Genomic DNA, 20,282 nt, shown 5'->3' on the forward strand with positions numbered 1-20,282 from the left:
CCCTCACTCAACCACGGAGCCGTTTCATGCGTATTTCCGCACCTCGCCTTGCCCTGACCAGCCTGTTCACCCTGTTCGCCTTCAACAGCGCCTGGGCCGATGATGTCCAGGTGGCCGTCGCCGCCAACTTCACCGCACCGATCCAGGCTATCGCCAAGGACTTCGAGAAGGACACCGGCCACAAGCTGGTCGCCGCCTTCGGTGCCACCGGCCAGTTCTACGCGCAGATCAAGAACGGCGCGCCGTTCGAAGTGTTCCTCGCCGCCGACGACAGCACCCCGGCCAAGCTGGAAAGCGAAGGCGCTACCGTCAAAGGCTCGCGCTTCACCTACGCCGTGGGCACCCTGGCCCTGTGGTCGGCCACGCCGGGCTACGTCGACAGCAAGGGCGAAGTGCTGAAGAAGAACGCGTTCAAGCACCTCTCCATCGCCAACCCGAAAGCCGCGCCCTACGGCCTGGCCGCCACCCAGGTGCTGGACAAGCTGAAGCTGACCGACGCCACCAAGGGCAAGATCGTCGAAGGCCAGAACATCACCCAGGCCTTCCAGTTCGTTTCCACCGGCAATGCCGAGCTGGGCTTCGTCGCCCTGTCGCAGATCTTCCAGGACGGCAAGGTCACCAGCGGTTCCGCGTGGATCGTGCCGGCCGAGCTGCATGACCCGATCCGCCAGGACGCGGTGATCCTGGAAAAAGGCAAGGACAACCCTGCCGCCAAGGCCCTGGTCGAATACCTGAAAGGTCCCAAGGCCGCTGCCGTGATCAAGTCCTACGGCTACGAACTCTGATGCCGCTCGACGCCAGCGATTTCGGCGCAATCTGGCTGACCTTCAAGCTGGCGTCGCTGACCACCTTGCTGCTGTTGCTGGTCGGCACGCCGATCGCCTGGTGGCTGGCGCGCACCCGTTCCTGGTTGCGCGGCCCGGTCGGTGCGGTGGTAGCGCTGCCCCTGGTGCTGCCGCCGACGGTGATCGGTTTCTACCTGCTGCTGGCCCTCGGACCCCATGGCTTTATCGGTAAAACCACCGAAGCGTTGGGGCTGGGCACCGTGGTGTTCAGCTTCACCGGGCTGGTGATCGGCTCGGTGGTGTATTCCATGCCCTTCGTGGTGCAGCCGTTGCAGAACGCCTTCACCGCGATCGGCGACCGCCCGCTGGAGGTGGCCGCGACCCTGCGCGCCAGTCCGTGGGACACCTTCTTCAGCGTGGTCCTGCCCCTGGCCAGGCCCGGTTTCATCACCGCCAGCATCCTCGGTTTCGCCCATACCGTGGGCGAATTCGGCGTGGTGCTGATGATCGGCGGCAATATCCCCGACAAGACCCGGGTGGTCTCGGTGCAGATCTTCGACCACGTCGAGGCCATGGAGTACGCCCAGGCGCACTGGCTGGCCGGTTCGATGCTGGTGTTCTCGTTTCTGGTGCTGCTGGCGCTGTATGGCAGCCGCCGTGGCAAATCGGCCTGGAGTTCTGCATGACCTCGCGCATCCATGCCCGGCTGAAGATGGCCCGGGACGACTTCACCCTGGATGTCGACCTGGTCCTGCCCGGCCAGGGCGTCAGCGCCCTGTTCGGCGCCTCCGGCTCCGGCAAGACCACCTGCCTGCGCTGCCTGGCCGGCCTTGAGCGGGCGGGTGATGCCTATATCGAAGTCGCCGGAACGGTCTGGCAAGACTCGGCCAAGGGCATCTTCGTGCCGCCGCACCAGCGCCCGATCGGCTATGTGTTCCAGGAAGCCAGCCTGTTCAGCCACCTCTCGGTGCGCGGCAACCTGGAGTTCGGCTGCAAGCGTATCGATCCGGCCATCCGCCGCATCAACCTGCCGCAGGCCTGCGAACTGCTGGGCATCGACCATCTGCTGGAACGCAAGGCCGATACTCTGTCCGGCGGCGAGCGCCAGCGCGTCGGCATTGCCCGGGCCCTGCTCACCAGCCCCAGCCTGCTGCTGATGGACGAGCCGCTGGCGGCCCTGGATGCACCGCGCAAGCGCGAGATCCTGCCGTACCTGGAACGCCTGCACGATGAGCTGCAAATCCCCCTGGTGTACGTCAGTCACGCCCAGGAAGAGGTCGCGCGGCTGGCCGATCACCTGGTGCTGCTGGAGCAAGGCAAGGTCCTCGCCAGCGGCCCGCTGAACCAGACGTTGGCCCGTCTCGACCTGCCCCTGGCCCAGGACGAGGAAGCTGGCGTGGTGATCGAGGGCCGTACCGGCCACTACGACGAGACCTACCAGCTCCTCGACCTGCACCTGCCGGGCAGCGAGTTGCGTCTGCGCATTCCCCATGCGCCGCTACCGCCGGGCTCGACCCTGCGCATCCGCATTCAGGCCCGGGATATCAGCCTGAGCCTGACCGAAGATAATCGTTCGAGCATCATCAATCGGCTGCCGGTGACCCTGCGGGCGCTGTCCGAACAGGGTAATCCGGCGCAGATGCTGGTCAGCCTCGAGGCCGCCGGGCATCCGCTGCTGGCGCGGGTCACGCGTTATTCCAGCGACCAGCTCGGGCTGCAGCCGGGGCAGCAATTGTGGGCGCAGATCAAGGGTGTGGCACTGCTCGGCCATGGCGCTTGAAACAACGGGTTTCTTGAGGCCACGCGGACCCTGTGGGAGCGGCTTCACCCGCGATTACGTCGGTGAATGCACCACCGCAATCGCGGGTGAACCCGCTCCCACAGAGTCCGCGTCCGCCTGACACACAGTCAATAATGAAACTCATTTAGCCAGCAGCGCTAAATCCACATAAAAAAAGTTAACTATCGAAAGTTTCTCTTTTCGCAAGAGAAATTTCCCATATGCGTTCAAGCCCCCTATGCTTGCGGGGTGGCGAATCCCGCCAAGCGAAATGATTACCTGCCCGTCGACTCCCAATCCAGAAAAAGGCATCAGCAAATATTTTGCTCGGGGAATTAATTTTCAACGAATGCGTCTTTAATGAAGGGAAAGAGGGAAGCGCTTCCGGCGCCCCCATCCTCAGTGGGGAAAAGGCCCGCGAGGCATTTCAAGTTACCAAGGAGAAATACATGCTGATACTCACCCGTAAAGTCGGCGAAAGCATCGTCATCGACGATGACATCAAGGTCACCATTCTGGGCGTCAAAGGGATGCAAGTGAGGATTGGCATCGATGCACCGAAAGATGTCCAGGTGCACCGCGAGGAGATCTACAAACGCATTCAGGCCGGCAGCCCGGCGCCGGAGAAAGGAGAAGGCAATCATTAAGCCGCTGGCATGATTGCAGTCGCACGGATGCGCCTGTCCCCTGCCGAAATACACCTGATGGCGATGCCGGGCTTCACTCCCCGGGCAGTGGCAACAGCTGCTGGACCATGGCAATCAGCAGTTCGGTATCGAAAGGCTTGTCCAGCACCCCATCGAACAGCCCGGGATTCTCCCGGCCAATGCTGGCCTGCGCGCCACTCATGAGAATGATCGGCAAGGCCTGCAAGCTGGGTTCGGCGCGAAGCGCCCTGGCAAGCTCTTCACCATTCATCACGGGCATCATGTAGTCGGTAATCAACAACTCGATCCTCGCGTCCCCAGGCGGTTGCGCCGCAAGCCCCGCTGTCAGGGTTTCCAGGGCTTTCTCGCCATTGCTGGCCTTTTCCACCCGATACCCCGCATCTTCCAGGGCAAACCCCAGGATGTCGCAGATCACGTATTCATCGTCGACTACCAGGACTGTGCTCATATCGTCAGACCGCGGCCCTCAGGACCGCTCCAGTGGTTTCGCCGTGCCGGACAACACCGCGGCGGCCTCGTTGAAAGCCTTGTGCAATTCCATCCCCTTCTCGCTGAAACACACCTCCAGCAGCGCCGGGTCGTAGCGGCTGTCGCGTACCTTGAGAATCGACAAAACGCGCTTGAGTTGCGAGTTCAATTCGACGAAACGCATCAGCAGCAGATTGTCGACGATGCTCGACAGCTCCGGTGCCGGGGCAATGATCTCGGAGCCGAACAGGTCGCGCATTTCCCAGGTCGCCAGCACCGTCACGTCGCGGGCACGCAGTTCGCCCATCAACGCGCGGAAGAATTCGTTGAGCCGCTCGGGACGGGTCGCCAGGCGGGTGAAGGCGCCGAGGTTGTCGATCACCACGCGCTTGATCCCGTGCTCGGCGACCTGCCGCAGCAAGCGCGCGCCGACATCGTCGAGCAAGCCCTCGGTGGTCGGTTGCCAACTGATGTGCAGCGCGCCTTCGCGCTCCATCGCCGGGTAGTCGAGCCCGAGGCTCGAGGCCTTGATGCGCAGGCGCGAGGCGGGTTCGTAGAAGCCGAAATGTAGCCCCGGCGCCTCGGGCGTCGCCGCCCCGAGGAAACTCAGGCCGAGGGACGTCTTGCCACTGCCCGAAGGCCCCATCACCAAGGTCACCGAACCTTCTGCCAGCCCGCCCTGCAGCAGAGTGTCAAGACAGGGTACGCCGCTGCCGACCCGGGCGAAGGTGTCGCTGCCGGCCCCGGAAGGATGCCCGTACAACGCTTCGAGCCGCGGATAGACCTGCATGCCATCATCGGTGATTTCACACTCGTGCAACCCGGACAGCGCCGCACTGCCGCGGGTCTTGCGCAACTGGATGCGGCGCACCGCACGGGCACCGTGCAGGTCCTCGCCCAGTTCGATCACGCCATCGACCATGGTGTGCTCGGGGCCGTCCTCGTCCAGATGAATGCTGGTCAGCAGCACCAGCGTACAGCCGGCAAAGGCCGCGTGGGCTTGCAGCTCGGAGATGAACTTCTTGGTGTCGAGCACGGTTTCCGCACGCGAGCGGGCGTTGAGCAGGCCATCGACGATCAGCAGCGAAGCGCCCTGACGGGCGATCTCGCCGCGCAACAGGCGCACCACCGCCTCCAGCCCTTCCTGTTCAAGGGTGTCGAAGGCACTGAGGAAGCGAATCTGGTCACCGATCTTCGCCGGATCATAGAACGACAAGGTCGACAGAAACTGGAACAGGCGCTCGTGGGACTCGCTGAGCAAGGTCGCCACCAGCACCCGCCCGCCGCGCTCGACATGATTGAACGCCAGCTGGTTGGCCAGCACCGTCTTGCCCGAGCCGGGACGGCCCTGGACGATATACGCGGAGCCGGCGACCAGCCCGCCCTTGAGCAGCTCGTCGAGCCCTCCGATTCCCGTCACTAGACGCTGGAGTTGTTCCACGGTTGTTTTTCCTCCCCGTTGACCAGCAGCGGAATGCACAGGGTCATGCAGGTGCCTTGCCCCGGCTCGCTGTCGACCCAGATCCCGCCATTGCTTTGCTTGGCGAACCCATATACCTGGCTCAGGCCCAGACCGGTGCCCTTGCCGAAACCCTTGGTGGTGAAGAACGGCTCGAAGATCCGCGGCAGCACCTCGGTATCGATGCCCTTGCCGGTATCGACGACACTGATCACGGCAAAGTCGCCAACCAGTCCATCACGCTCGCCGAGCAAGGTGCGATTGCCGGCGCGGATGCGGATTTCGCCGCCCGCCTCCATGGCATCGCGGGCATTGAGCACCAGGTTGAGCAGGACCATCTGCAACTGCCCGGCGTCCACTTCCACCGGCGCCAGATCGTCATCGCACAGCACATGCAGCTCGATGTTCTTTGGCAGCGCCTGATACAGCAACGCGTGGATCGACTCGATCACCTCGGCGAGGTTGACCCGCACCACGTTGAGTTCCTTGCGCCGGGCAAAGCTGAGCAACTGCTGGGTCATCTGGCTGCCGCGCTGGCCGGCATCGAGGATATGCTCGAGCAGGCGCCGGGTGCGCTGCGCATCGCTGCTGTTGATCGCCAGCTTGGCCGAACTGAGGATGATGGTCAGCAGGTTGTTGAAGTCGTGGGCCATGCCCCCGGTCAACTGGCCAAGGGCTTCGAGCTTCTGCGACTGGAACAGCTGGGCGCGCATGGCGTCGAGTTGCAACGCGGCCTCGCGGCGGTCGGTGATGTCCCGGGTGATCTTGGCCAGGCCGATCACCTGGCCTTCGCGCGAACGCACCACATCCAGCACCACCAGGGCCCAGAAACGCGTACCGTCCTTGCGCACCCGCCAGCCCTCATCCTGGGCCCGGCCCTTGCTCAGGGCCTGGCTGACGAGGAAACCGGGGCGCCCATCGGCGCTGTCCTGTTCAGTGAAAAACAGCGAGAAATGCTGGCCGATGACTTCCTCTGCCCGATAGCCCTTGATGCGTTCGGCACCGGCGTTCCAGGAGACGATATTACCTTCGAGGTCCAGCATGTAGATGGCGTAGTCCACCACGGTCTGCACGAGTTGCTCGTACAGGCCGGCGTTCATGCCATGCGGATCGACGCGTTCGGATGCATCCATTTCGGAGTCCGTTGACTATTGTTGGAGTGTAGCTACAGCATACGCTGAGGACGACACGAAAAGACGCCTTCTCCTGCGCCGAAGTTCCAATACCCGAAGGAATAATCCGGCGCTGACCATAGATAAGCCCCACAACCATTGCGCTGGATCAAGGTATAGCGCGATTGTCGGCGCCGCGCCTGCGGGAATGCAGGCAAGTTGCTATAGTTGCCGCGCCCGGTGGCACCGACAGACAAGTGGTTGAGGGAAAGGGATTGGTCATCGACACACGCATGAAACGTATCCACGACGATCTGGAACACACCGCCGACGGCATGGAGCAACTCGCCCGCGGCCTGGCCGGGCACGCCGTCTACCTGCAGAACTCGGTGCATGCCGAGGACGCTGTCGAGGTCAATGCCCGGGTCAGCGGCCTGACCGACTCGGTCAACGAGCTGCGTGCCGTGGCCAGCAGCATCGAACCCCGCTAGGTCGCGCATGCTGCCCGAACATCCCGGCGGATTGCGCAGGCCTCATGCCCAGCGCCTGTACCAGAGGCGTGGCCAGGTCGGGCTGTTCTTCGTCGGCGGACTTTCGGTGCTGGCCGGCATGACCGATGCCATCGGCTTTCTCGCCAGCGGTGACTTCGTCTCCTTCATGAGCGGCAATACCACGCGCCTGGCAGTAGCGGTCAGCGAAGGGCATTTCGAACTGGTGCTGCGCCTGGCCCTGCTGGTCATCATGTTCGTTGTCGGCAACGCCCTCGGCGTAATGATCGCCCGCTCCAGCCGCAAGCGGGCCTGGCCGTTGCTGGCCCTGACCTCCCTGCTGCTGCTCAGCGCAGCCCTGTGCGGCAGCTACCTGGAACTGCTCGCCCTGCTCGCGGCGATCCTGGCCATGGGCATGCTCAATGCTGCGGTGGAAGAAGTGAACGGCCTGCCCATCGGCCTGACCTACGTCACCGGCGCGCTGTCCCGCTTCGGTCGCGGCCTGGGACGCTGGCTGATGGGCGAGCGCCGGGCTGGCTGGCGCATGCAACTGGTGCCGTGGGGCGGCATGCTGCTCGGCGCGGTGCTCGGCGGCTGGCTGGAACATCACCTGGGCTTTGCCGCCCTGCTGTTCAGCAGCGTGCTGGCGGCATTGCTCGGCCTGGCGTCGCTGTTGATTCCGCGGCGCTGGGTGCAGCGGTATATGGCGCGCTGACGCGTGTGAACCCAGCACCTATCGTGGGCAGGCACTCGCTTCGACCACCGGCGCTTCCGGCCGGCGCGCATAGCGCTGGGCCAGCGAGGCGCAGACCATCAGCTGGATCTGGTGGAACAGCATCAACGGCAGGATCAGCACGCCGATGCTGCTGCCGGCGAACAGGACCTGGGCCATGGGCACGCCAGTGGCCAGGCTTTTCTTGGAGCCGCAGAACAGGATGGTAATGCGGTCTTCAAGACTGAAGCCGAGCCACCTGCCCAGCAACGAAGTGATTCCCAGGGCCAGGGCCAGGAGCAGGCAGCAGCCCAGGACGATGGATCCGAGCACCACCGGAGGAACCTGCTGCCACAAGCCGCCAATCACCGCCGCGCTGAAAGCCGAATACACCACCAGCAGGATCGAACCCTGGTCAACGAACTTGAGCCAGGCCTTGTTGCGCCCCACCCAGTCGCCGATCCAGCGCCGAGCGATCTGGCCAGCCACGAATGGCACGAGCAACTGCATGCTGATTTTCCTGATGGCTTCGAGGGTGGAACCGCCATCCCCGTGAACCCCCATCAGCAGCGCCACCAGAACCGGGGTGATGAAAATGCCGATCAGGCTCGAGGCCGCAGCACTGCAGATCGCCGCGGGAATGTTGCCCCTGGCCAGCGAGGTGAAGGCGATCGCCGACTGCACCGTCGCCGGCAAGGCACAGAGGTACAGGAAGCCCATGTACAACTCGCCGCCCACCAAGGGCAGCAGCACCGGTTTCAGTGCCAGGCCAAGCAGCGGGAAGAGCACGAAGGTACACAGGAATACGAGGAAATGCAGGCGCCAGTGGCCCGCGCCGGCAACGATGGCCTGGCGCGACAGCTTGGCGCCATGAAGGAAGAACAACAGGCCAATGGCGATGTCGGTGATCCAGTCGAACGCGACGGCGACCTGGCCATGTGCCGGTAGAAAGGTTGCGGCGGCGACCACCGCAACCAGGGTGAGGGTGAAGTTGTCCGGCAGGAAACGCGAACGGGCCATGAGGAAAATCCTGTTGTTATCGGAAGTGCCTGGCTACCTTAACGCGCTCGCGCTCTTCCGACTAACGCGACAAGGGCAGTAAATAGCGTTAAACGGACAATCTCCGGTCCGCCAGTGCCCTGCTCCATCAAGTCACCCGCAAGCGCTTTCGCAGCACCTAAATCGTTGATTCTGACGTGCTTTTGGTGTCTAATCGGCCGTTCCCACTGCCCTGGTGGTGAAATTGGTAGACACATCGCACTTAAAATGCGCCGCCTTGCAGGCGTGCCGGTTCGAGTCCGGCCCGGGGCACCACTCTTCTGAAAAAGCGCCCTTCGAGGCGCTTTTTTCATATCTGCCAATCGGTTACCGGTGATCACGGAAACCAAACCGCAAATATGCGGTCATAACCTCGCCATCGACCCTCCCGAGTCGATTCGAGGAAATCCACGTGCTGACCCGCCTGACCCAGTTCTCCTTGCTCGCCGCGATCCTGCTGTCCGCCGGCTGTGCCCATCACCATCATCATGACCGTGACGACGGTTGGCGCGACCGCGACCGTGATCAGCGACGCTGGCACGGCCAGGACCAACGCCGTTACGACGACCGCCATGACTACCGTCGTGACGATCGCCGCTACCGCGATGACGATTGATTTCCCCTGACTACCTGATCGCTTCAACAACCCCGAGGTTTCTCCCATGCGTCTCATATTGCCTACCCTCGCTCTAGGTTTCCTGATCTCCCAGGCCGCGCTGGCCGGTGACGGCACCACCGCCATTGGCGGCGGTCTCGGCGGCGCGCTGGGCAACGTGGTTGGACAGCAGATCGGTGGCAGCACCGGTGCGGCCATTGGTGCCGGACTGGGTGGTGCTGCCGGTAGCGCGGTGGGTGCGAAGAAAGGCAACCGCACCGAAGCGGCAATCGGCGGCGGCCTGGGCTCGGCCGGCGGATCGGTACTGGGTGGCAAGGTCGGCGGCTCGACCGGTTCGACCATCGGTGCCGGACTTGGCGGTGCCGCAGGGGGCGCATTGGGCAACCATCTGGCCGATGACAACCGGCATGATTCGGGCAAGCGCAAGTACAAGCACAAACGTCGCCATCGCGGACATTGATCCTTCCGGGCTTACCCGCGATCGTGGCGGCGGTTCCACTACCGCCACCTTCGCGGGGGAAGCCGCTCCCCCAGAGGCCTCGTCACGACCTCGCACATTGACTCAACCATTCGTCTGACCCAAGCTTGGTCCTTTTCTGTAGGCCATGGACCCGGACCCCGCATGCCCAGACCGCGCCTCTACCTGTTCGCCGGCCTTGCCCTGCTATCGCTTCTGGGGGTGGGCAGCCTGTTGCTGCACAAGGATCCTCCGGCGCCCGATCCGGCCCTGCAGCATTCCTACGTCAGGGCCCTGGCCCAGGCACACAATGGTCTGCCAGGTGCGGCGCGAGTGCTGTACCAGCAACTGGGCCGCCATGACCTTTCGGCCATTCGCCGCGCCAGCCTGTACGCCGAACTGCCCAATTATCCTTCCCCCGTGGCCCTGAAACTGGCCAGCAAGGATCTGCAGCACGACGATCCCCTGGTACGTCGCGCCGCGCTCGAAGCGATCGCCGCCATGGTGCCGGCCAACCAGCGCAGCCTGCTGCTCGGCCCGTTGCTCGACGATGAAGACGACAACGTGCGCTTTGCCGCAGTGGACGCGCTGATGGGCCTGAGCCCGGATGACGTGGGCCTGTATTTCGCCCCGCTGCAGAGCGTGCTCGACCAGTACCAACTGGCCTTGCAAACCCGGGGCGACGATGTCCGCGACCAGGTACACCTGGCCAACCTGTATTTGCAGGAGCGCGACTTCGCTTCGGCCACCGGCGCGCTGGAGCAGGCCCTGAAGCTGGAACCCGGCAACCTCGACGCCCTCGCCACCCGGGTCCGCCTGCTCGACGCCCAGGGCCAGACCGACGGATCCCGGGCAGTGCTGGCCGAAGCCCTGCAGCGCCATCCCGATTCCGCCTTCCTGCAGTTCGAACTGGGCCAGTGGCTGCTGCGTCATCAGCAGGAGGAATACGCCTTGCTGGCCTTCTCCCGCGCACTGGAGCTGGAACCGGACAACAGCGACTATCGCTATACCCTGGCGGTCAGCCTGCACAGCCTTGACCAGCTCCAGGTCGCGCAAAAGCAGCTGGAAACCCTGCTCACCCGCCAGCCTGCCAACCGCAAGGCGCGGGTCCTGCTGATCGAGTACTGGAAAGAAAGCGGCCAACTGCAAAACGTGCAGATCCTGCTGGCCCAGCTGGAGCAGCAGAACCCCGACGATCCGCTGGTCCAGCAGGGTCTCTGAGTCACCTCGCGCGGTCAGCGCAATCGGTTTGAACCCCCGCTTTCACGGCGAGTCCAGAGAGAATGCATCCCATGCAGGCGCAACGCTGCATGGGGCGCCTTCCAAGGAGATCGACCGTGAATCATTCGTCAGCCAACAGCGAGCGTGCGCTGATCCTGGCGCCACCGCCGATCAGCGGGCAGGCCCTGAACCTGCTCGATCAGGCCGGGCTGCAAGCCCTGGTCATGCGCAGTCTGGAAGAACTGGCCGGAACCCTTGACCAGGGCGCCGGGCTGGCAATCATCGCCCACACCAGCCTGGATGGCTTCGAGTCCTCGCAGCTCAAGCAGTACCTGGGCAGCCAGCCGCTGTGGTCCGACCTGCCGGTGCTGCTGCTCGGCGACGGTGCGCAGTCGATCAGCCACAGCCCCGACCTGTGCCTGGCCCTGGGCAATCTGTTCATTCTGCCTTGCCCGTTCGCCGAACAGGCTCTGCTCGACCTGGCCCACTCCTCGCTGCGCGCCCGGCGTCGCCAGTACTACAGTTGCCAGCAAGGCCTGGAACTGGCCAGCCTGCAACGCCAGACCGAAGAGCGGGTGCGCCATCTGCGCGAGGAAGAACAACGCCTGCACCAGGATCAGAAGATGGAAGCGATCGGCCAGCTCGCCGGCGGCGTGGCCCATGATTTCAACAACCTGCTCACCGGTATCGGCGGCAGCCTCGAATTGATCCGCCAGCGCCACACCCAGCAGCGCCCGGAAGAAATCCCCAGGCTGGTGGAAATGGGCCTCAATGCAGTGCAGCGCGCCGCCAGCATCACCCACCGGCTGCTGGCTTTTTCCAGCCGCCAGTCGCTGGACGACCGTCCGGTGCAACTGGCGGCCTTGCTGGAGCGCAAGCGCCTGAACGAAGTGCTGGGCCCGGGCGTGCGCCTGCAGGTCCGCATCGACGACAAACTGTGGCCGGCCAAGGCCGATGCCCGCCAGTTGCAGGAAGCCCTCGACAACCTGCTGGTCAACGCCAGGGACGCCCTGCCCGAGGGTGGCGAGGTGCGCATCGAGGTGAGCAACCGCCATCTGCCCCGTCCGCTGCCGGAAGCCCATCCGCTGAGCGGCACCGACTTCGTGCGCATCAGCGTCAGCGACAACGGCTGCGGCATGGCGCAAAGCACCCTGGACCGGGCCTTCGATCCGTTTTTCACCACCAAGGGCATTGGCCAGGGCACCGGTCTCGGGCTATCCATGGTCTATGGCTTCAGTCGCCAGTCCCACGGCCATGTCAGCCTGCACAGCCGGCTCGGCCAGGGCACCGAGGTGGAGTTGCTGCTGCCGCGTCATCATCCACAAGATCCTGCCGCGCCGGTGGCTTGCGGCAACGAGGCCCAGGCCGGGCATGAGCAACGAATCCTGATCGTCGAGTCGGACAGCACGGTGCGCCATCTGGTGCGCGACCACCTCACGGAACAGGGCTACCCGTGCCAGGACGTCGCCGACGCCGACCAGGCCCTGAGCCTGCTGCGCAGCGAGCGGCACTACGACCTGCTGATCTGCAACATCGGCCTGCCAGGCATGAGCGGCCTGCAGTTGGCGGAGATCGCGCGCAAGTTGCGCGGCGGCCTGCGGGTGCTGTTCATCACCGGCTATGCGGAGAACGCCTCCGCCCACCTGGGGCGCCTGGCCCCGGGCATGCAAGTGCTGAACAAGCCCTTCAGCTTCGCCACCCTGAAAGACAAGGTCGCGCACATGCTGGCCAGCGAGGGCCGCCCATGACCCAGGCGCAACGCCCCCTGAAACTCAGCGATGTCGCCCCGGTCAACGCCTTGCGGGTCTTGACGGTCAACGTGCACAAGGGCTTCAGCCCACTGAACCGGCGCTATGTGCTGCCGGAGTTGCGCGAGGCGGTGCGCGCCCATCATGCCGATGTGGTGTTTCTCCAGGAGGTATTGGGCAGCCACAGCCGGCATGCCGGGCGTTACCCGGGCTGGTCGCCGCTGCCGCAATACGAATTTCTCGCCGACAGCCTGTGGCCGATGTTCGCCTATGGACGCAACGCGGTGTATCCGGAGGGCGAGCACGGCAATGCCCTGCTGTCGAAGTTTCCCATTCTCGAGCACCACAACTTCGATGTCAGCGTCGATGGCAGCGAGCAGCGCGGCCTGTTGCATTCGGTGCTGGCGCTGCCCGGCGAACGCCGGGTGCACACCATCTGCGTGCACCTGGGCCTCGACGAACGCCAGCGCACCCAGCAACTGAAGCTGCTCTGCGGCCTGCTCGACACCCTGCCGGAGGCCGCGCCGGTGGTGATCGCCGGCGACTTCAACGACTGGCGCCAGCGCGCCGATGTGATGCTGGCCAGCCGCGGGCTGTTCGAGGTGTTCACCCACGAGTTCGGCGCCCCGGCGCGCAGCTTCCCGGCCCGCTGGCCGCTGCTGCGCCTGGACCGCATCTACCTGCGCAATGCCCGGGCCCGTGAGCCGCGGGTGATGTCGCGCAAACCCTGGTCGCATCTGTCCGACCACCTGCCACTCTGTGTCGAGGTCCTGTTATGAACACCGAATGGCGCGCAGAAAACCACGTGCAACTGCTGATCAACGGCGAGGAGTATTACCCTGCCGCGTTCGAGGCCATTCGCCAGGCCCGGGAAGAAGTACTGCTGGAAACCTTCATCATCTACGAGGACAAGGTCGGCCTGGAGCTGCAGCAGGTGCTGATCGAGGCCGCCCGCCGCGGCGTGCGCGTGCAGTTGCTGGTGGACGGCTACGGCACCGCCGAGCTGAGCCGCGAGTACCTGCAGGCGCTGTTCGATGCCGGGGTCGACCTGCAAGCCTTCGACCCCAGCCCGATGCGCCTTGGCGTGCGCACCAACCTGTTCCGTCGCTTGCACCGCAAGATCCTGGTAATCGATGGCACGCTGGGTTTTATCGGCGGGATCAACTATTGCGCCGACCACCTTGGCGATTTCGGGCCGCTGGCCAAGCAGGATTACGCGGTGCAGGTGCGCGGGCCGATCGTCGATGACCTGCGCAAGGCCACCCTCACCCTGCTTGACAGCCATGCCCGGGTCGCTCGTCGCCACCGCGCCTGGTGGCGCCGGGCGCCGGTGCTGGAGGCGGACAGCGAGCAGGCGCGGATGCGCCTGTTCATCCGCGACAACAATCAGCACCCCACCGATATCGAGCAACAGTACCTGCGCGCCATCGTCAGTGCCCACGAGCGCATCATCATCGCCAATGCCTATTTCTTCCCCGGCTACCGCCTGCTGCGCGCCCTGCGCAATGCCGCGCGACGTGGCGTGGACGTCACCCTGATCCTCCAGGGCATGCCCGACATGCCCTGGGTGCGCCTGTGCTCGCGCCTGCTCTACAACTACCTGCTGCGTGACGGGGTGAAGATCCACGAATATTGCGAACGCCCGCTGCACGGCAAGGTAGCCCTGGTGGACCGGCAGTGGAGCACCGTCGGTTCGAGCAACCTCGACCCGCTGAGCCTGTCGCTGAACCTTGAAGCCAACCTGGTGATCCGCGACGAAGCCTTCAACCAACGCCTGTACGAACACCTCGACGAACTGCGCGACAAACGCTGCAAGCGCGTGACCCTGCAACGGGTGCTGCGCGGTTACTGGTGGCGGGCGCCGCTGATCTTCCTGACCTTCCACTTCACCCGCTATTTCCCCGCGCTGTTCGCCGGGCTGCCGGCGCACAAGCCGCGGCTCAAGCCGCTGTATCGGGAAGTGGAAACCGTGCAGGAGCGCCTCTCGTGAACAAGACCCTGTGGAAACGCGCGCGCCAGGCGCTGACCGTGCTGTTCTTCATCCTGGTCCCGGTGCTGCTGTTCATGCTTCTGCGCAACCAGGACTGGGGCGAGGTCTGGCAGGCCCTGACCTCGTACCGGCCGCAGGTACTGCTCGCCGCCGTGGGCGTCGTGGCGTGCAGCTTCGCCCTGTTCAGCAGCTACGATCTGCTCGGCCGGCGCTACACCGGGCATCAGTTGCCGGCGCGCCAGGTGTTGCCGCTGGCCTTCGTCTGCTATGCGTTCAACCTCAACCTCAGCGCCTGGGTCGGCGGCGTCGCCCTGCGCTTTCGCCTGTACTCGCGGCTGGGCCTGGAGACCGCGACCATCACCCGTATTCTCGGCTGCGGCCTGGTGACCAACTGGCTGGGCTATCTGCTGGTGGCCGGCAGCCTGTTCGTCCTCGGTTTTCCCAAGCTCCCCGCGGGCCTGGAGATCGGCAGCAGCGGGCTGCGGGTGATCGGCATCGGCATGCTGGCGGTGGCCATCGGTTATCTGCTGGCCTGCCGCTTCGCCCGGCGCCGCGAATGGACGATCCGCGACCACTCGCTCACCCTGCCGTCGTGGCGCCTGGCCGCCCTGCAAGCGCTGATGGGCGCCGGCAACTGGTGCCTGATGGGCCTGGTGATCTATACGCTGCTGCCGGACAAGGCCGGCTACCCGACCCTCCTGGCAATCCTCATGGTCAGCAGCATCGCCGGGGTCATCACCCATATCCCGGCCGGACTGGGGGTGCTGGAGAGCGTGTTCATCACCCTGCTGCAGGGGCAATACAGCCAGGGCACGCTGCTGGCGGCGCTGATCGGCTATCGCGCGGTGTACTTCCTGCTGCCGCTGCTGATCGCCTGCGTGACCTACCTGGTGCTGGAGCGCGTGGCTGCCCGTCAGCGCTCCCGTGCCCCGGCGTCTGCCGTGGACTGAAGCATGCTGCCGACCTTGCGCAGCAGCGCCTCGAGGCCGAATGGCTTGATCAGCAGCTCCAGCCCCTGGTCGTGCAGGCCGCTGGTACTGATGGACTCCTGGGTGAACCCGGTGATGAACAGAATCTTCTGCTCCGGCGTGCGGGCACGCACAGCCTTGGCCACCTCGATGCCACTGAGACCGCCCGGCAGACCGATATCCGACACCACCAGGTCGATCGGCCCGGCGCTTTCGTACAAGGCCAGGCCACTGCTGGCGTCGCCCGCCTCCAGCACCTCCAGGCCCTGTTCCTGCAGGCACTCGCGGATCACCATGCGCAGCACCGGCTCGTCGTCGATGAGCAGGATGCGCTGGCTGCCGGTCGGCGCTATCAGCGGCGCAACTTCCGGCTCCGCCAGCGGCTGCGGCAACGGCAGCGCCGGGCCGATGAAACGCGGCAGGAGCAGTTCGACGCAGGTGCCCTTGCCCTCTTCGGAAAGGATGCGAATGCTGCCGCCGGACTGGCGCACGAAGCCGTAGACCATGGACAGGCCCAAACCGCTGCGCTCGCTCGCCGGCCGGGTGCTGAAAAACGGATCGAAGGCCCGCGCCACGACTGCCTTCGACATGCCGCAGCCGTTGTCCTCGATCCGCAGACAGCAGTAATCGCCCGGCGGCAGGTCGATTCCGGGCAATTCGCTGTAATGCCGCTCGTTGCAGGTGCTGATCTTCAGCCAGCCACGCTGGCGCATGGCGTCGCGAGCGTTGGCGCAGAGGTTGATCAGGGCGTTTTCCATCTGGCTGATATCCACCTCGATCAACCACGGGCGCGGGTCCACCTGCCACCGCAGTTCGACATCCGGACCGATGGCCTGATGGATCAAGGGCTCGATCCCGGCCAGCAGGTCATTGAGGTCCGCAGGGCGCGGCGATAACGGCTGGCGGCGCGAGAACGCAAGCATGCGCTGGGTCAGCTCGGAAGCGCGGTCGGCCGCCTGGCGCGCGGCATGCACGTATTTCCCGAGGTTCTCGAGACGTCCCTGGGCCAGGCGTCGTTCGAGCATTTCCAGGTTGGTGCCGATCCCGGCCAGCAGGTTGTTGAAATCGTGGGCCACACCAGCGGTCAACTGGCCGACCGCTTCCATCTTCTGGCCGTGGCGCAGCAGTTCCTCGGCCTGGTGCAGGGCCTCCGCGCGTTCGCGATCCTGGCTGATGTCATGGCCCAGCAGGGTGGTGAAGTCCGATCCAGGCATGGCACTCAGGCTGAAGCGCCGGTAATGGCCCTCGACATGGCGCAGGCGCCCTTCGCCGGCAGGCTGGGCCCCCTGCAGGATGCGCCGGACTTCGTCGTGGTCGTCCGGGTGCAGCACCTCCAGCAGCGACTTGCCGTGCAAATCGTCATCCCAGCCGAGCAACTGCCGGCTGGCCGGGTTGAAGGTACGCAGGCGCAGGTCATCCCGGACCACCACCATCAGGTCGCTGGACAGCTCCCACATGTGGTTGTGGTCGACGGTGCGCTCCTGCACCTGGCGTTCGAAGGAGCTGGCCAGCTCGCGCCATTGCCGCTCCGACTCGACGCTGCTGGTGGTTTCCAGCACGGTGTCGAGAAAGCCGGCGACCTTGCCGCTCTCATCGCGCACCGGACTGACGGAAAAGGTGAACCAGACCTGTTCGAGCACGCCATTGCGGTTGGTCACCAGGGGGAAGTTTTCGAGAAACACCGCCTCTCCGTCCATGACTCGGAACACCAGCCCGCCCACCTCGTCCCAGATGTCACTCCACACCTCGGGGAAAGGCCGTCCCAGCGGACTGGGCTTGGTGCCAAGGATGGGCACGAAGGCATCGTTGTACAGGGTGACCATGTCGCTGCCCCAGACCAGGCAACTGGGGAAGCGCGAGGCGAGCATCAGGTCGACGGCGATACGCAGCGAATTGGGCCAGCGGTGCAAAGGCCCGAGGGACGTCGTGCTCCAGTCGAAGCAGCGCAGCGCTTCGCTCATGCCCTGGGCTTGCACCGGGCGAGGTGCGAGATGAATGATGTGCATCGCCGTGCTTCCTTGACCGCTGTCAGCGGTCGGACTCCTGTCCAATATCTTCGTTCCACAGTGCCGGACGCTCGCGGATAAAGCGGGTCATCAGGTCGATGCACTGCTCGTCCTGCAACACCCTGACCTGCACGCCGCGTTCGCGCAGCAGTGTCTCTTCGCCCATGAAGGTGCGGTTTTCACCGACCACCACCTCGCGGATCCCGTACAACAGGATCGCCCCGCTGCACATGGCGCAGGGCGACAGGGTGGTGTAAAGCGTGGCCTCGGCGTAGATCCGCGCATCCTGGCGTCCGGCATTCTCGAACGCATCCATTTCCCCGTGCAGGACCACACTGCCCTGCTGGACCCGGCGGTTGTGCCCGCGGCCGATGATTCGCCCCGCATGAACGATCACCGAACCGATGGGAATGCCGCCCTCTTCCAGGCCCAGGCGGGCCTCGTCGATGGCGGCCTGCATGAACTGCGACTGCTGCTGGGCATCGACCATATCGTTCTCCTGTGCGATTGCGGACACCATTTCAGAACGCTAGCACATAGCCATAGCCCGTGGCGGGCTTTTCCCGGAGGACTATGCTGTACAGGTTCGAAATTCCCCTCCGACCCTGACCTCTGCCGAGGACCGCCGCAATGAGCCAGAAAGTTCTCGTGGTGCTGACCAATACGGCCAAATATCCGACCCTGAAACGCGCGACCGGCCTGTGGCTGGGTGAAGCCGTGCATTTTGTCGATGTCCTGCAACAGGCCGGCTACCAGGTCGACTACCTCAGCCCGGCGGGCGGCTATGTGCCCATCGATCCCCACAGCCTGAACCTGGCCCAGGATATCGACTGGCAGTGGTACAACGACAAGGCGTTCATGAACCGCCTCGGCACCACCCTGGCCCCCGGCCAGGTGCGCGCCCGCGACTACCGGGCGATCTACTATGCCGGCGGGCATGGTGTGCTGTGGGATTTCCCCGACCATCAGGGACTGCAGGACATCGCCCGGCAAATCTGGGAAAACGGCGGTGTGGTGGCGTCGATCTGCCATGGCGCGGTGGGCCTGCTGAACATCAAGCTCAGCGACAACTCGTTGCTGCTGCGCGACCGCGAAGTGACCGGTTTCTCCAATATTGAAGAACAGCTGGCAGAACTGGACAAGGTGGTTCCATTCCTGACCGAAACCGAACTGGCCGCCCGCGGCGGTCTCTACCGCAAGGCCGAGGACCCGTGGGCCGCCTTCGCCATCGCCGACCAGAAGGAAGGTCGCCTGGTCACCGGGCAGAATCCGGCCTCCGGTGCTGCGGTCGGGCGCCTGGTGCTCAGGGCACTGGACAGTGCGCAGAACAGCCCGGGTCTGTGACGAAACGAAGAATCCGACAGCTGCTGTCAGCTGCTCGTACAGGAAGCGGGTATAGCGCTCACTTATGCTGATCGGCTTCGGTCCGGCCCCATCCGGACCCTTGCCTTCTGCCTACAGGTGAACCATGCCCCCTCGTACTTCCCACCCCGGACACGCGCTGCTTACCCTGCTGACCTTGCTGCTGATTGGCCTGGCCCCGGTCGCCTTCGGCCTGCTGGTCATGGCCTGGCAGGTCAACAAGCAGCTCGACGAGTCCGCCGTGCTGGCCCTGCGTGACGCCCGGCTGGGTGTCGACAGCCTGCTCGACTCGCTGCACGGCGCCAGCAACAAGGTGCTCAATCTTGCCGAATACGCCTGCGACAAGGCCTTGCCTGCCCTGCACAGCGAAGTCGTGGGCAACCCGCAACTGCGCTCGCTGACCCTGGTGCGGGAAAACCGGGCCTATTGCAGCACCTTGCGTGGGGAGTCCGGCTTGCTGGTCGATCCCGGCGACTACTTCAACCACCGCCTGCGCCTGGAAGCGGGCAACGACAACACGCCGGATTCGGCGATTCTCTATTACCGTCTGCAGGAGTATCCCTACGGCGTGCTGGCGGTGGCGGACGGTGAGATCCTGCAAAGGGTGCTGCGTGGCACCCGCCTGCCGGAGAGCGTGAAGTTGCAGTTCGGGCCGACGCTGATCGGCGCGCTGGGCGAGGTCGAGGACAGCCTGGAAGCCCTGTCCAGCGAGCCCGACATGAGCCAGGTATCGCCGATGTACGGCTACACCCTCCACATCCTTCATCCACCGGGGCATGCCGTTCGGCAACTGCTGGACAACAGCCTCGTGGTCGTGCCTTCGCTGCTACTGGTGGGGATCATGACGGCGGCGGGGAGTTACTGGGCGATGTATCGTCGGCGGCGCGGAATGCGCCGGGCGATGTAGCAATGAAAAAGCCAGCGTGAGCTGGCTTTTTGCTTGATGGTGTTCTCACGGGCCCTATGGCTGCATGGGTATCTATACATCTCTCAGTCCCATACTGAGTGCTTTTGCTGTTGCTGTTGCTGTTGCTCTGGCTCTGGCTCTGGCTCTGGCTCTGGCTCTGGCTCTGGCTCTTGATCTTGATCTTGATCTTGATCTTGATCTTGATCTTGATTGTCCCGGCCTTCAGGAGGCTGAGTGGAGCGCTGATGGAGGGGGTGGAGGCCCATGGATGGGCCGGAAAGCGCCATAGGGCAGGAGCCCGTATGGCGCGGCCCCCGGAATCAGTGCGGAAGGAAGGGACCCGGAGCGAAGCGTAGGGCCGGATGCGGGCCGGTGTACGGATCACCCACATGGGTTACAAAAAAGTGCACTCACATAGGTAACACTTGAAGTGTCACATAGCCATCAATGGCATCTCTTTCATCGATCCTCCCAAGGATGATTGGGCCGAAGATAAC

The 20,282-nt window shown here is 64.5% G+C and carries 21 protein-coding genes and 1 tRNA gene; 16 read left to right on the forward strand and 6 right to left on the reverse strand.

Translation table 11 applies throughout. From position 1 onward, the window contains the following. Positions 1 to 26 precede the first annotated feature (26 nt). The 4 genes from modA (at position 27) to csrA (ending at position 3,212) form a co-directional block, all read left to right on the forward strand. The gene (gene modA / locus PSEMO_RS12940; RefSeq protein WP_075803469.1) at positions 27 to 785 is read left to right on the forward strand and encodes a molybdate ABC transporter substrate-binding protein; all 759 of its coding nucleotides are present in this window, start codon (positions 27 to 29) and stop codon (positions 783 to 785) included. Continuing rightward, on the forward strand, positions 785 to 1,471 hold the full coding sequence (modB, locus tag PSEMO_RS12945) for a molybdate ABC transporter permease subunit (protein WP_075803470.1): 687 nt from the start codon (positions 785 to 787) through the stop codon (positions 1,469 to 1,471). Before modA ends, modB begins: the two co-directional genes overlap by 1 nt. Next, positions 1,468 to 2,565, forward strand: a complete 1,098-nt coding sequence (gene modC / locus PSEMO_RS12950; protein ID WP_075803471.1) for a molybdenum ABC transporter ATP-binding protein — start codon at positions 1,468 to 1,470, stop codon at positions 2,563 to 2,565. The genes modB and modC overlap by 4 nt, the downstream gene beginning before the upstream one ends. Before the next feature lie 449 nt (positions 2,566 to 3,014). Continuing rightward, positions 3,015 to 3,212, forward strand: a complete 198-nt coding sequence (gene csrA, locus PSEMO_RS12955; RefSeq protein WP_064304133.1) for a carbon storage regulator CsrA — start codon at positions 3,015 to 3,017, stop codon at positions 3,210 to 3,212. Between the two features lie 73 nt (positions 3,213 to 3,285). Here csrA and PSEMO_RS12960 read toward each other — a convergent pair whose 3' ends face one another. From PSEMO_RS12960 to PSEMO_RS12970, 3 genes are read right to left on the reverse strand one after another with little or no spacing between them, the layout of a single operon-like run. Further along, entirely contained in the window at positions 3,286 to 3,681 is a 396-nt protein-coding gene (locus PSEMO_RS12960; RefSeq protein WP_075803472.1) for a response regulator, read from the reverse strand. 18 nt (positions 3,682 to 3,699) lie between these two features. Continuing rightward, positions 3,700 to 5,142: an ATPase domain-containing protein gene (locus PSEMO_RS12965; RefSeq protein WP_075803473.1), complete on the reverse strand. Its 1,443-nt coding sequence runs from the start codon at positions 5,140 to 5,142 to the stop codon at positions 3,700 to 3,702. After that, positions 5,121 to 6,293 (reverse strand): two-component system sensor histidine kinase NtrB, encoded by a 1,173-nt coding sequence (locus tag PSEMO_RS12970; RefSeq protein WP_075803474.1) that lies wholly within the window; start codon positions 6,291 to 6,293, stop codon positions 5,121 to 5,123. The genes PSEMO_RS12965 and PSEMO_RS12970 overlap by 22 nt, the downstream gene beginning before the upstream one ends. 272 nt (positions 6,294 to 6,565) lie before the next feature. On the opposite strand from PSEMO_RS12970, the gene PSEMO_RS12975 reads away from it, so the two are divergent. Together PSEMO_RS12975 and PSEMO_RS12980 are read left to right on the forward strand one after the other, a co-directional pair. Further along, complete coding sequence (locus PSEMO_RS12975; RefSeq protein WP_075803489.1) at positions 6,566 to 6,763, forward strand: hypothetical protein; 198 nt, start codon at positions 6,566 to 6,568, stop codon at positions 6,761 to 6,763. A gap of 7 nt (positions 6,764 to 6,770) precedes the next feature. Next, positions 6,771 to 7,475: a YoaK family protein gene (locus tag PSEMO_RS12980; protein ID WP_075803475.1), complete on the forward strand. Its 705-nt coding sequence runs from the start codon at positions 6,771 to 6,773 to the stop codon at positions 7,473 to 7,475. 18 nt (positions 7,476 to 7,493) lie between these two features. On the opposite strand, the gene PSEMO_RS12985 is transcribed toward PSEMO_RS12980, so the two are convergent. Further along, complete coding sequence (locus PSEMO_RS12985; RefSeq protein WP_075803476.1) at positions 7,494 to 8,492, reverse strand: bile acid:sodium symporter family protein; 999 nt, start codon at positions 8,490 to 8,492, stop codon at positions 7,494 to 7,496. Between the two features lie 208 nt (positions 8,493 to 8,700). Between PSEMO_RS12985 and PSEMO_RS12990 the strand changes: the two genes are divergently transcribed. The 8 genes from PSEMO_RS12990 (at position 8,701) to PSEMO_RS13025 (ending at position 15,492) form a co-directional block, all read left to right on the forward strand. Then, positions 8,701 to 8,786 (forward strand) — tRNA-Leu (locus tag PSEMO_RS12990). Positions 8,787 to 8,922: 136 nt separating this feature from the next. Next, on the forward strand, positions 8,923 to 9,126 hold the full coding sequence (locus PSEMO_RS12995) for a hypothetical protein (protein ID WP_372239117.1): 204 nt from the start codon (positions 8,923 to 8,925) through the stop codon (positions 9,124 to 9,126). Between the two features lie 46 nt (positions 9,127 to 9,172). Beyond that, entirely contained in the window at positions 9,173 to 9,586 is a 414-nt protein-coding gene (locus PSEMO_RS13000) for a glycine zipper domain-containing protein (RefSeq protein WP_075803477.1), read from the forward strand. Positions 9,587 to 9,748: 162 nt separating this feature from the next. Further along, positions 9,749 to 10,804, forward strand: coding sequence for a tetratricopeptide repeat protein (locus PSEMO_RS13005; RefSeq protein WP_075803478.1), 1,056 nt, complete (start codon positions 9,749 to 9,751; stop codon positions 10,802 to 10,804). A 116-nt stretch (positions 10,805 to 10,920) separates the two neighbouring features. Further along, positions 10,921 to 12,552, forward strand: a complete 1,632-nt coding sequence (locus tag PSEMO_RS13010; protein ID WP_372239118.1) for an ATP-binding protein — start codon at positions 10,921 to 10,923, stop codon at positions 12,550 to 12,552. Continuing rightward, a complete protein-coding gene (locus PSEMO_RS13015) occupies positions 12,549 to 13,331 on the forward strand; it encodes an endonuclease/exonuclease/phosphatase family protein (protein ID WP_075803479.1) in 783 nt (260 codons plus the stop codon). Before PSEMO_RS13010 ends, PSEMO_RS13015 begins: the two co-directional genes overlap by 4 nt. Continuing rightward, positions 13,328 to 14,542: a cardiolipin synthase ClsB gene (clsB, locus tag PSEMO_RS13020; RefSeq protein ID WP_075803480.1), complete on the forward strand. Its 1,215-nt coding sequence runs from the start codon at positions 13,328 to 13,330 to the stop codon at positions 14,540 to 14,542. Before PSEMO_RS13015 ends, clsB begins: the two co-directional genes overlap by 4 nt. Further along, complete coding sequence (locus PSEMO_RS13025; protein WP_075803481.1) at positions 14,539 to 15,492, forward strand: lysylphosphatidylglycerol synthase domain-containing protein; 954 nt, start codon at positions 14,539 to 14,541, stop codon at positions 15,490 to 15,492. The genes clsB and PSEMO_RS13025 overlap by 4 nt, the downstream gene beginning before the upstream one ends. On the opposite strand, the gene PSEMO_RS13030 is transcribed toward PSEMO_RS13025, so the two are convergent. Next, a complete protein-coding gene (locus tag PSEMO_RS13030) occupies positions 15,456 to 17,516 on the reverse strand; it encodes a hybrid sensor histidine kinase/response regulator (RefSeq protein WP_081430249.1) in 2,061 nt (686 codons plus the stop codon). The two genes, PSEMO_RS13025 and PSEMO_RS13030, sit on opposite strands and share 37 nt — an antisense overlap. Positions 17,517 to 17,538: 22 nt before the next feature. Then, on the reverse strand, positions 17,539 to 18,006 hold the full coding sequence (locus PSEMO_RS13035; protein ID WP_075803482.1) for a nucleoside deaminase: 468 nt from the start codon (positions 18,004 to 18,006) through the stop codon (positions 17,539 to 17,541). 140 nt (positions 18,007 to 18,146) lie between these two features. Between PSEMO_RS13035 and PSEMO_RS13040 the strand changes: the two genes are divergently transcribed. Then, positions 18,147 to 18,860, forward strand: a complete 714-nt coding sequence (locus PSEMO_RS13040; protein WP_075803483.1) for a type 1 glutamine amidotransferase domain-containing protein — start codon at positions 18,147 to 18,149, stop codon at positions 18,858 to 18,860. 124 nt (positions 18,861 to 18,984) lie between these two features. After that, positions 18,985 to 19,785: a CSS-motif domain-containing protein gene (locus PSEMO_RS13045; RefSeq protein ID WP_075803484.1), complete on the forward strand. Its 801-nt coding sequence runs from the start codon at positions 18,985 to 18,987 to the stop codon at positions 19,783 to 19,785. Positions 19,786 to 20,282: the final 497 nt, after the last annotated feature.

The sequence above is a fragment of the Pseudomonas putida genome (genome assembly GCF_001941965.1).
Taxonomy (GTDB): domain Bacteria; phylum Pseudomonadota; class Gammaproteobacteria; order Pseudomonadales; family Pseudomonadaceae; genus Aquipseudomonas; species Aquipseudomonas putida_L.

What these genes read in the sequence shown, in the direction of transcription:
- modA (WP_075803469.1), top strand. Translation starts at nt 27, where the DNA reads ATGCGTATTTCCGCACCTCGCCTTGCCCTGACCAGCCTGTTCACCCTG.
- modB (WP_075803470.1), top strand. Translation starts at nt 785, where the DNA reads ATGCCGCTCGACGCCAGCGATTTCGGCGCAATCTGGCTGACCTTCAAG.
- modC (WP_075803471.1), top strand. Translation starts at nt 1,468, where the DNA reads ATGACCTCGCGCATCCATGCCCGGCTGAAGATGGCCCGGGACGACTTC.
- csrA (WP_064304133.1), top strand. Translation starts at nt 3,015, where the DNA reads ATGCTGATACTCACCCGTAAAGTCGGCGAAAGCATCGTCATCGACGAT.
- PSEMO_RS12960 (WP_075803472.1), bottom strand. Translation starts at nt 3,681, where the DNA reads ATGAGCACAGTCCTGGTAGTCGACGATGAATACGTGATCTGCGACATC.
- PSEMO_RS12970 (WP_075803474.1), bottom strand. Translation starts at nt 6,293, where the DNA reads ATGGATGCATCCGAACGCGTCGATCCGCATGGCATGAACGCCGGCCTG.
- PSEMO_RS12975 (WP_075803489.1), top strand. Translation starts at nt 6,566, where the DNA reads ATGAAACGTATCCACGACGATCTGGAACACACCGCCGACGGCATGGAG.
- PSEMO_RS12980 (WP_075803475.1), top strand. Translation starts at nt 6,771, where the DNA reads ATGCTGCCCGAACATCCCGGCGGATTGCGCAGGCCTCATGCCCAGCGC.
- PSEMO_RS12985 (WP_075803476.1), bottom strand. Translation starts at nt 8,492, where the DNA reads ATGGCCCGTTCGCGTTTCCTGCCGGACAACTTCACCCTCACCCTGGTT.
- PSEMO_RS13000 (WP_075803477.1), top strand. Translation starts at nt 9,173, where the DNA reads ATGCGTCTCATATTGCCTACCCTCGCTCTAGGTTTCCTGATCTCCCAG.
- PSEMO_RS13005 (WP_075803478.1), top strand. Translation starts at nt 9,749, where the DNA reads ATGCCCAGACCGCGCCTCTACCTGTTCGCCGGCCTTGCCCTGCTATCG.
- PSEMO_RS13015 (WP_075803479.1), top strand. Translation starts at nt 12,549, where the DNA reads ATGACCCAGGCGCAACGCCCCCTGAAACTCAGCGATGTCGCCCCGGTC.
- clsB (WP_075803480.1), top strand. Translation starts at nt 13,328, where the DNA reads ATGAACACCGAATGGCGCGCAGAAAACCACGTGCAACTGCTGATCAAC.
- PSEMO_RS13030 (WP_081430249.1), bottom strand. Translation starts at nt 17,516, where the DNA reads ATGCACATCATTCATCTCGCACCTCGCCCGGTGCAAGCCCAGGGCATG.
- PSEMO_RS13035 (WP_075803482.1), bottom strand. Translation starts at nt 18,006, where the DNA reads ATGGTCGATGCCCAGCAGCAGTCGCAGTTCATGCAGGCCGCCATCGAC.
- PSEMO_RS13040 (WP_075803483.1), top strand. Translation starts at nt 18,147, where the DNA reads ATGAGCCAGAAAGTTCTCGTGGTGCTGACCAATACGGCCAAATATCCG.
- PSEMO_RS13045 (WP_075803484.1), top strand. Translation starts at nt 18,985, where the DNA reads ATGCCCCCTCGTACTTCCCACCCCGGACACGCGCTGCTTACCCTGCTG.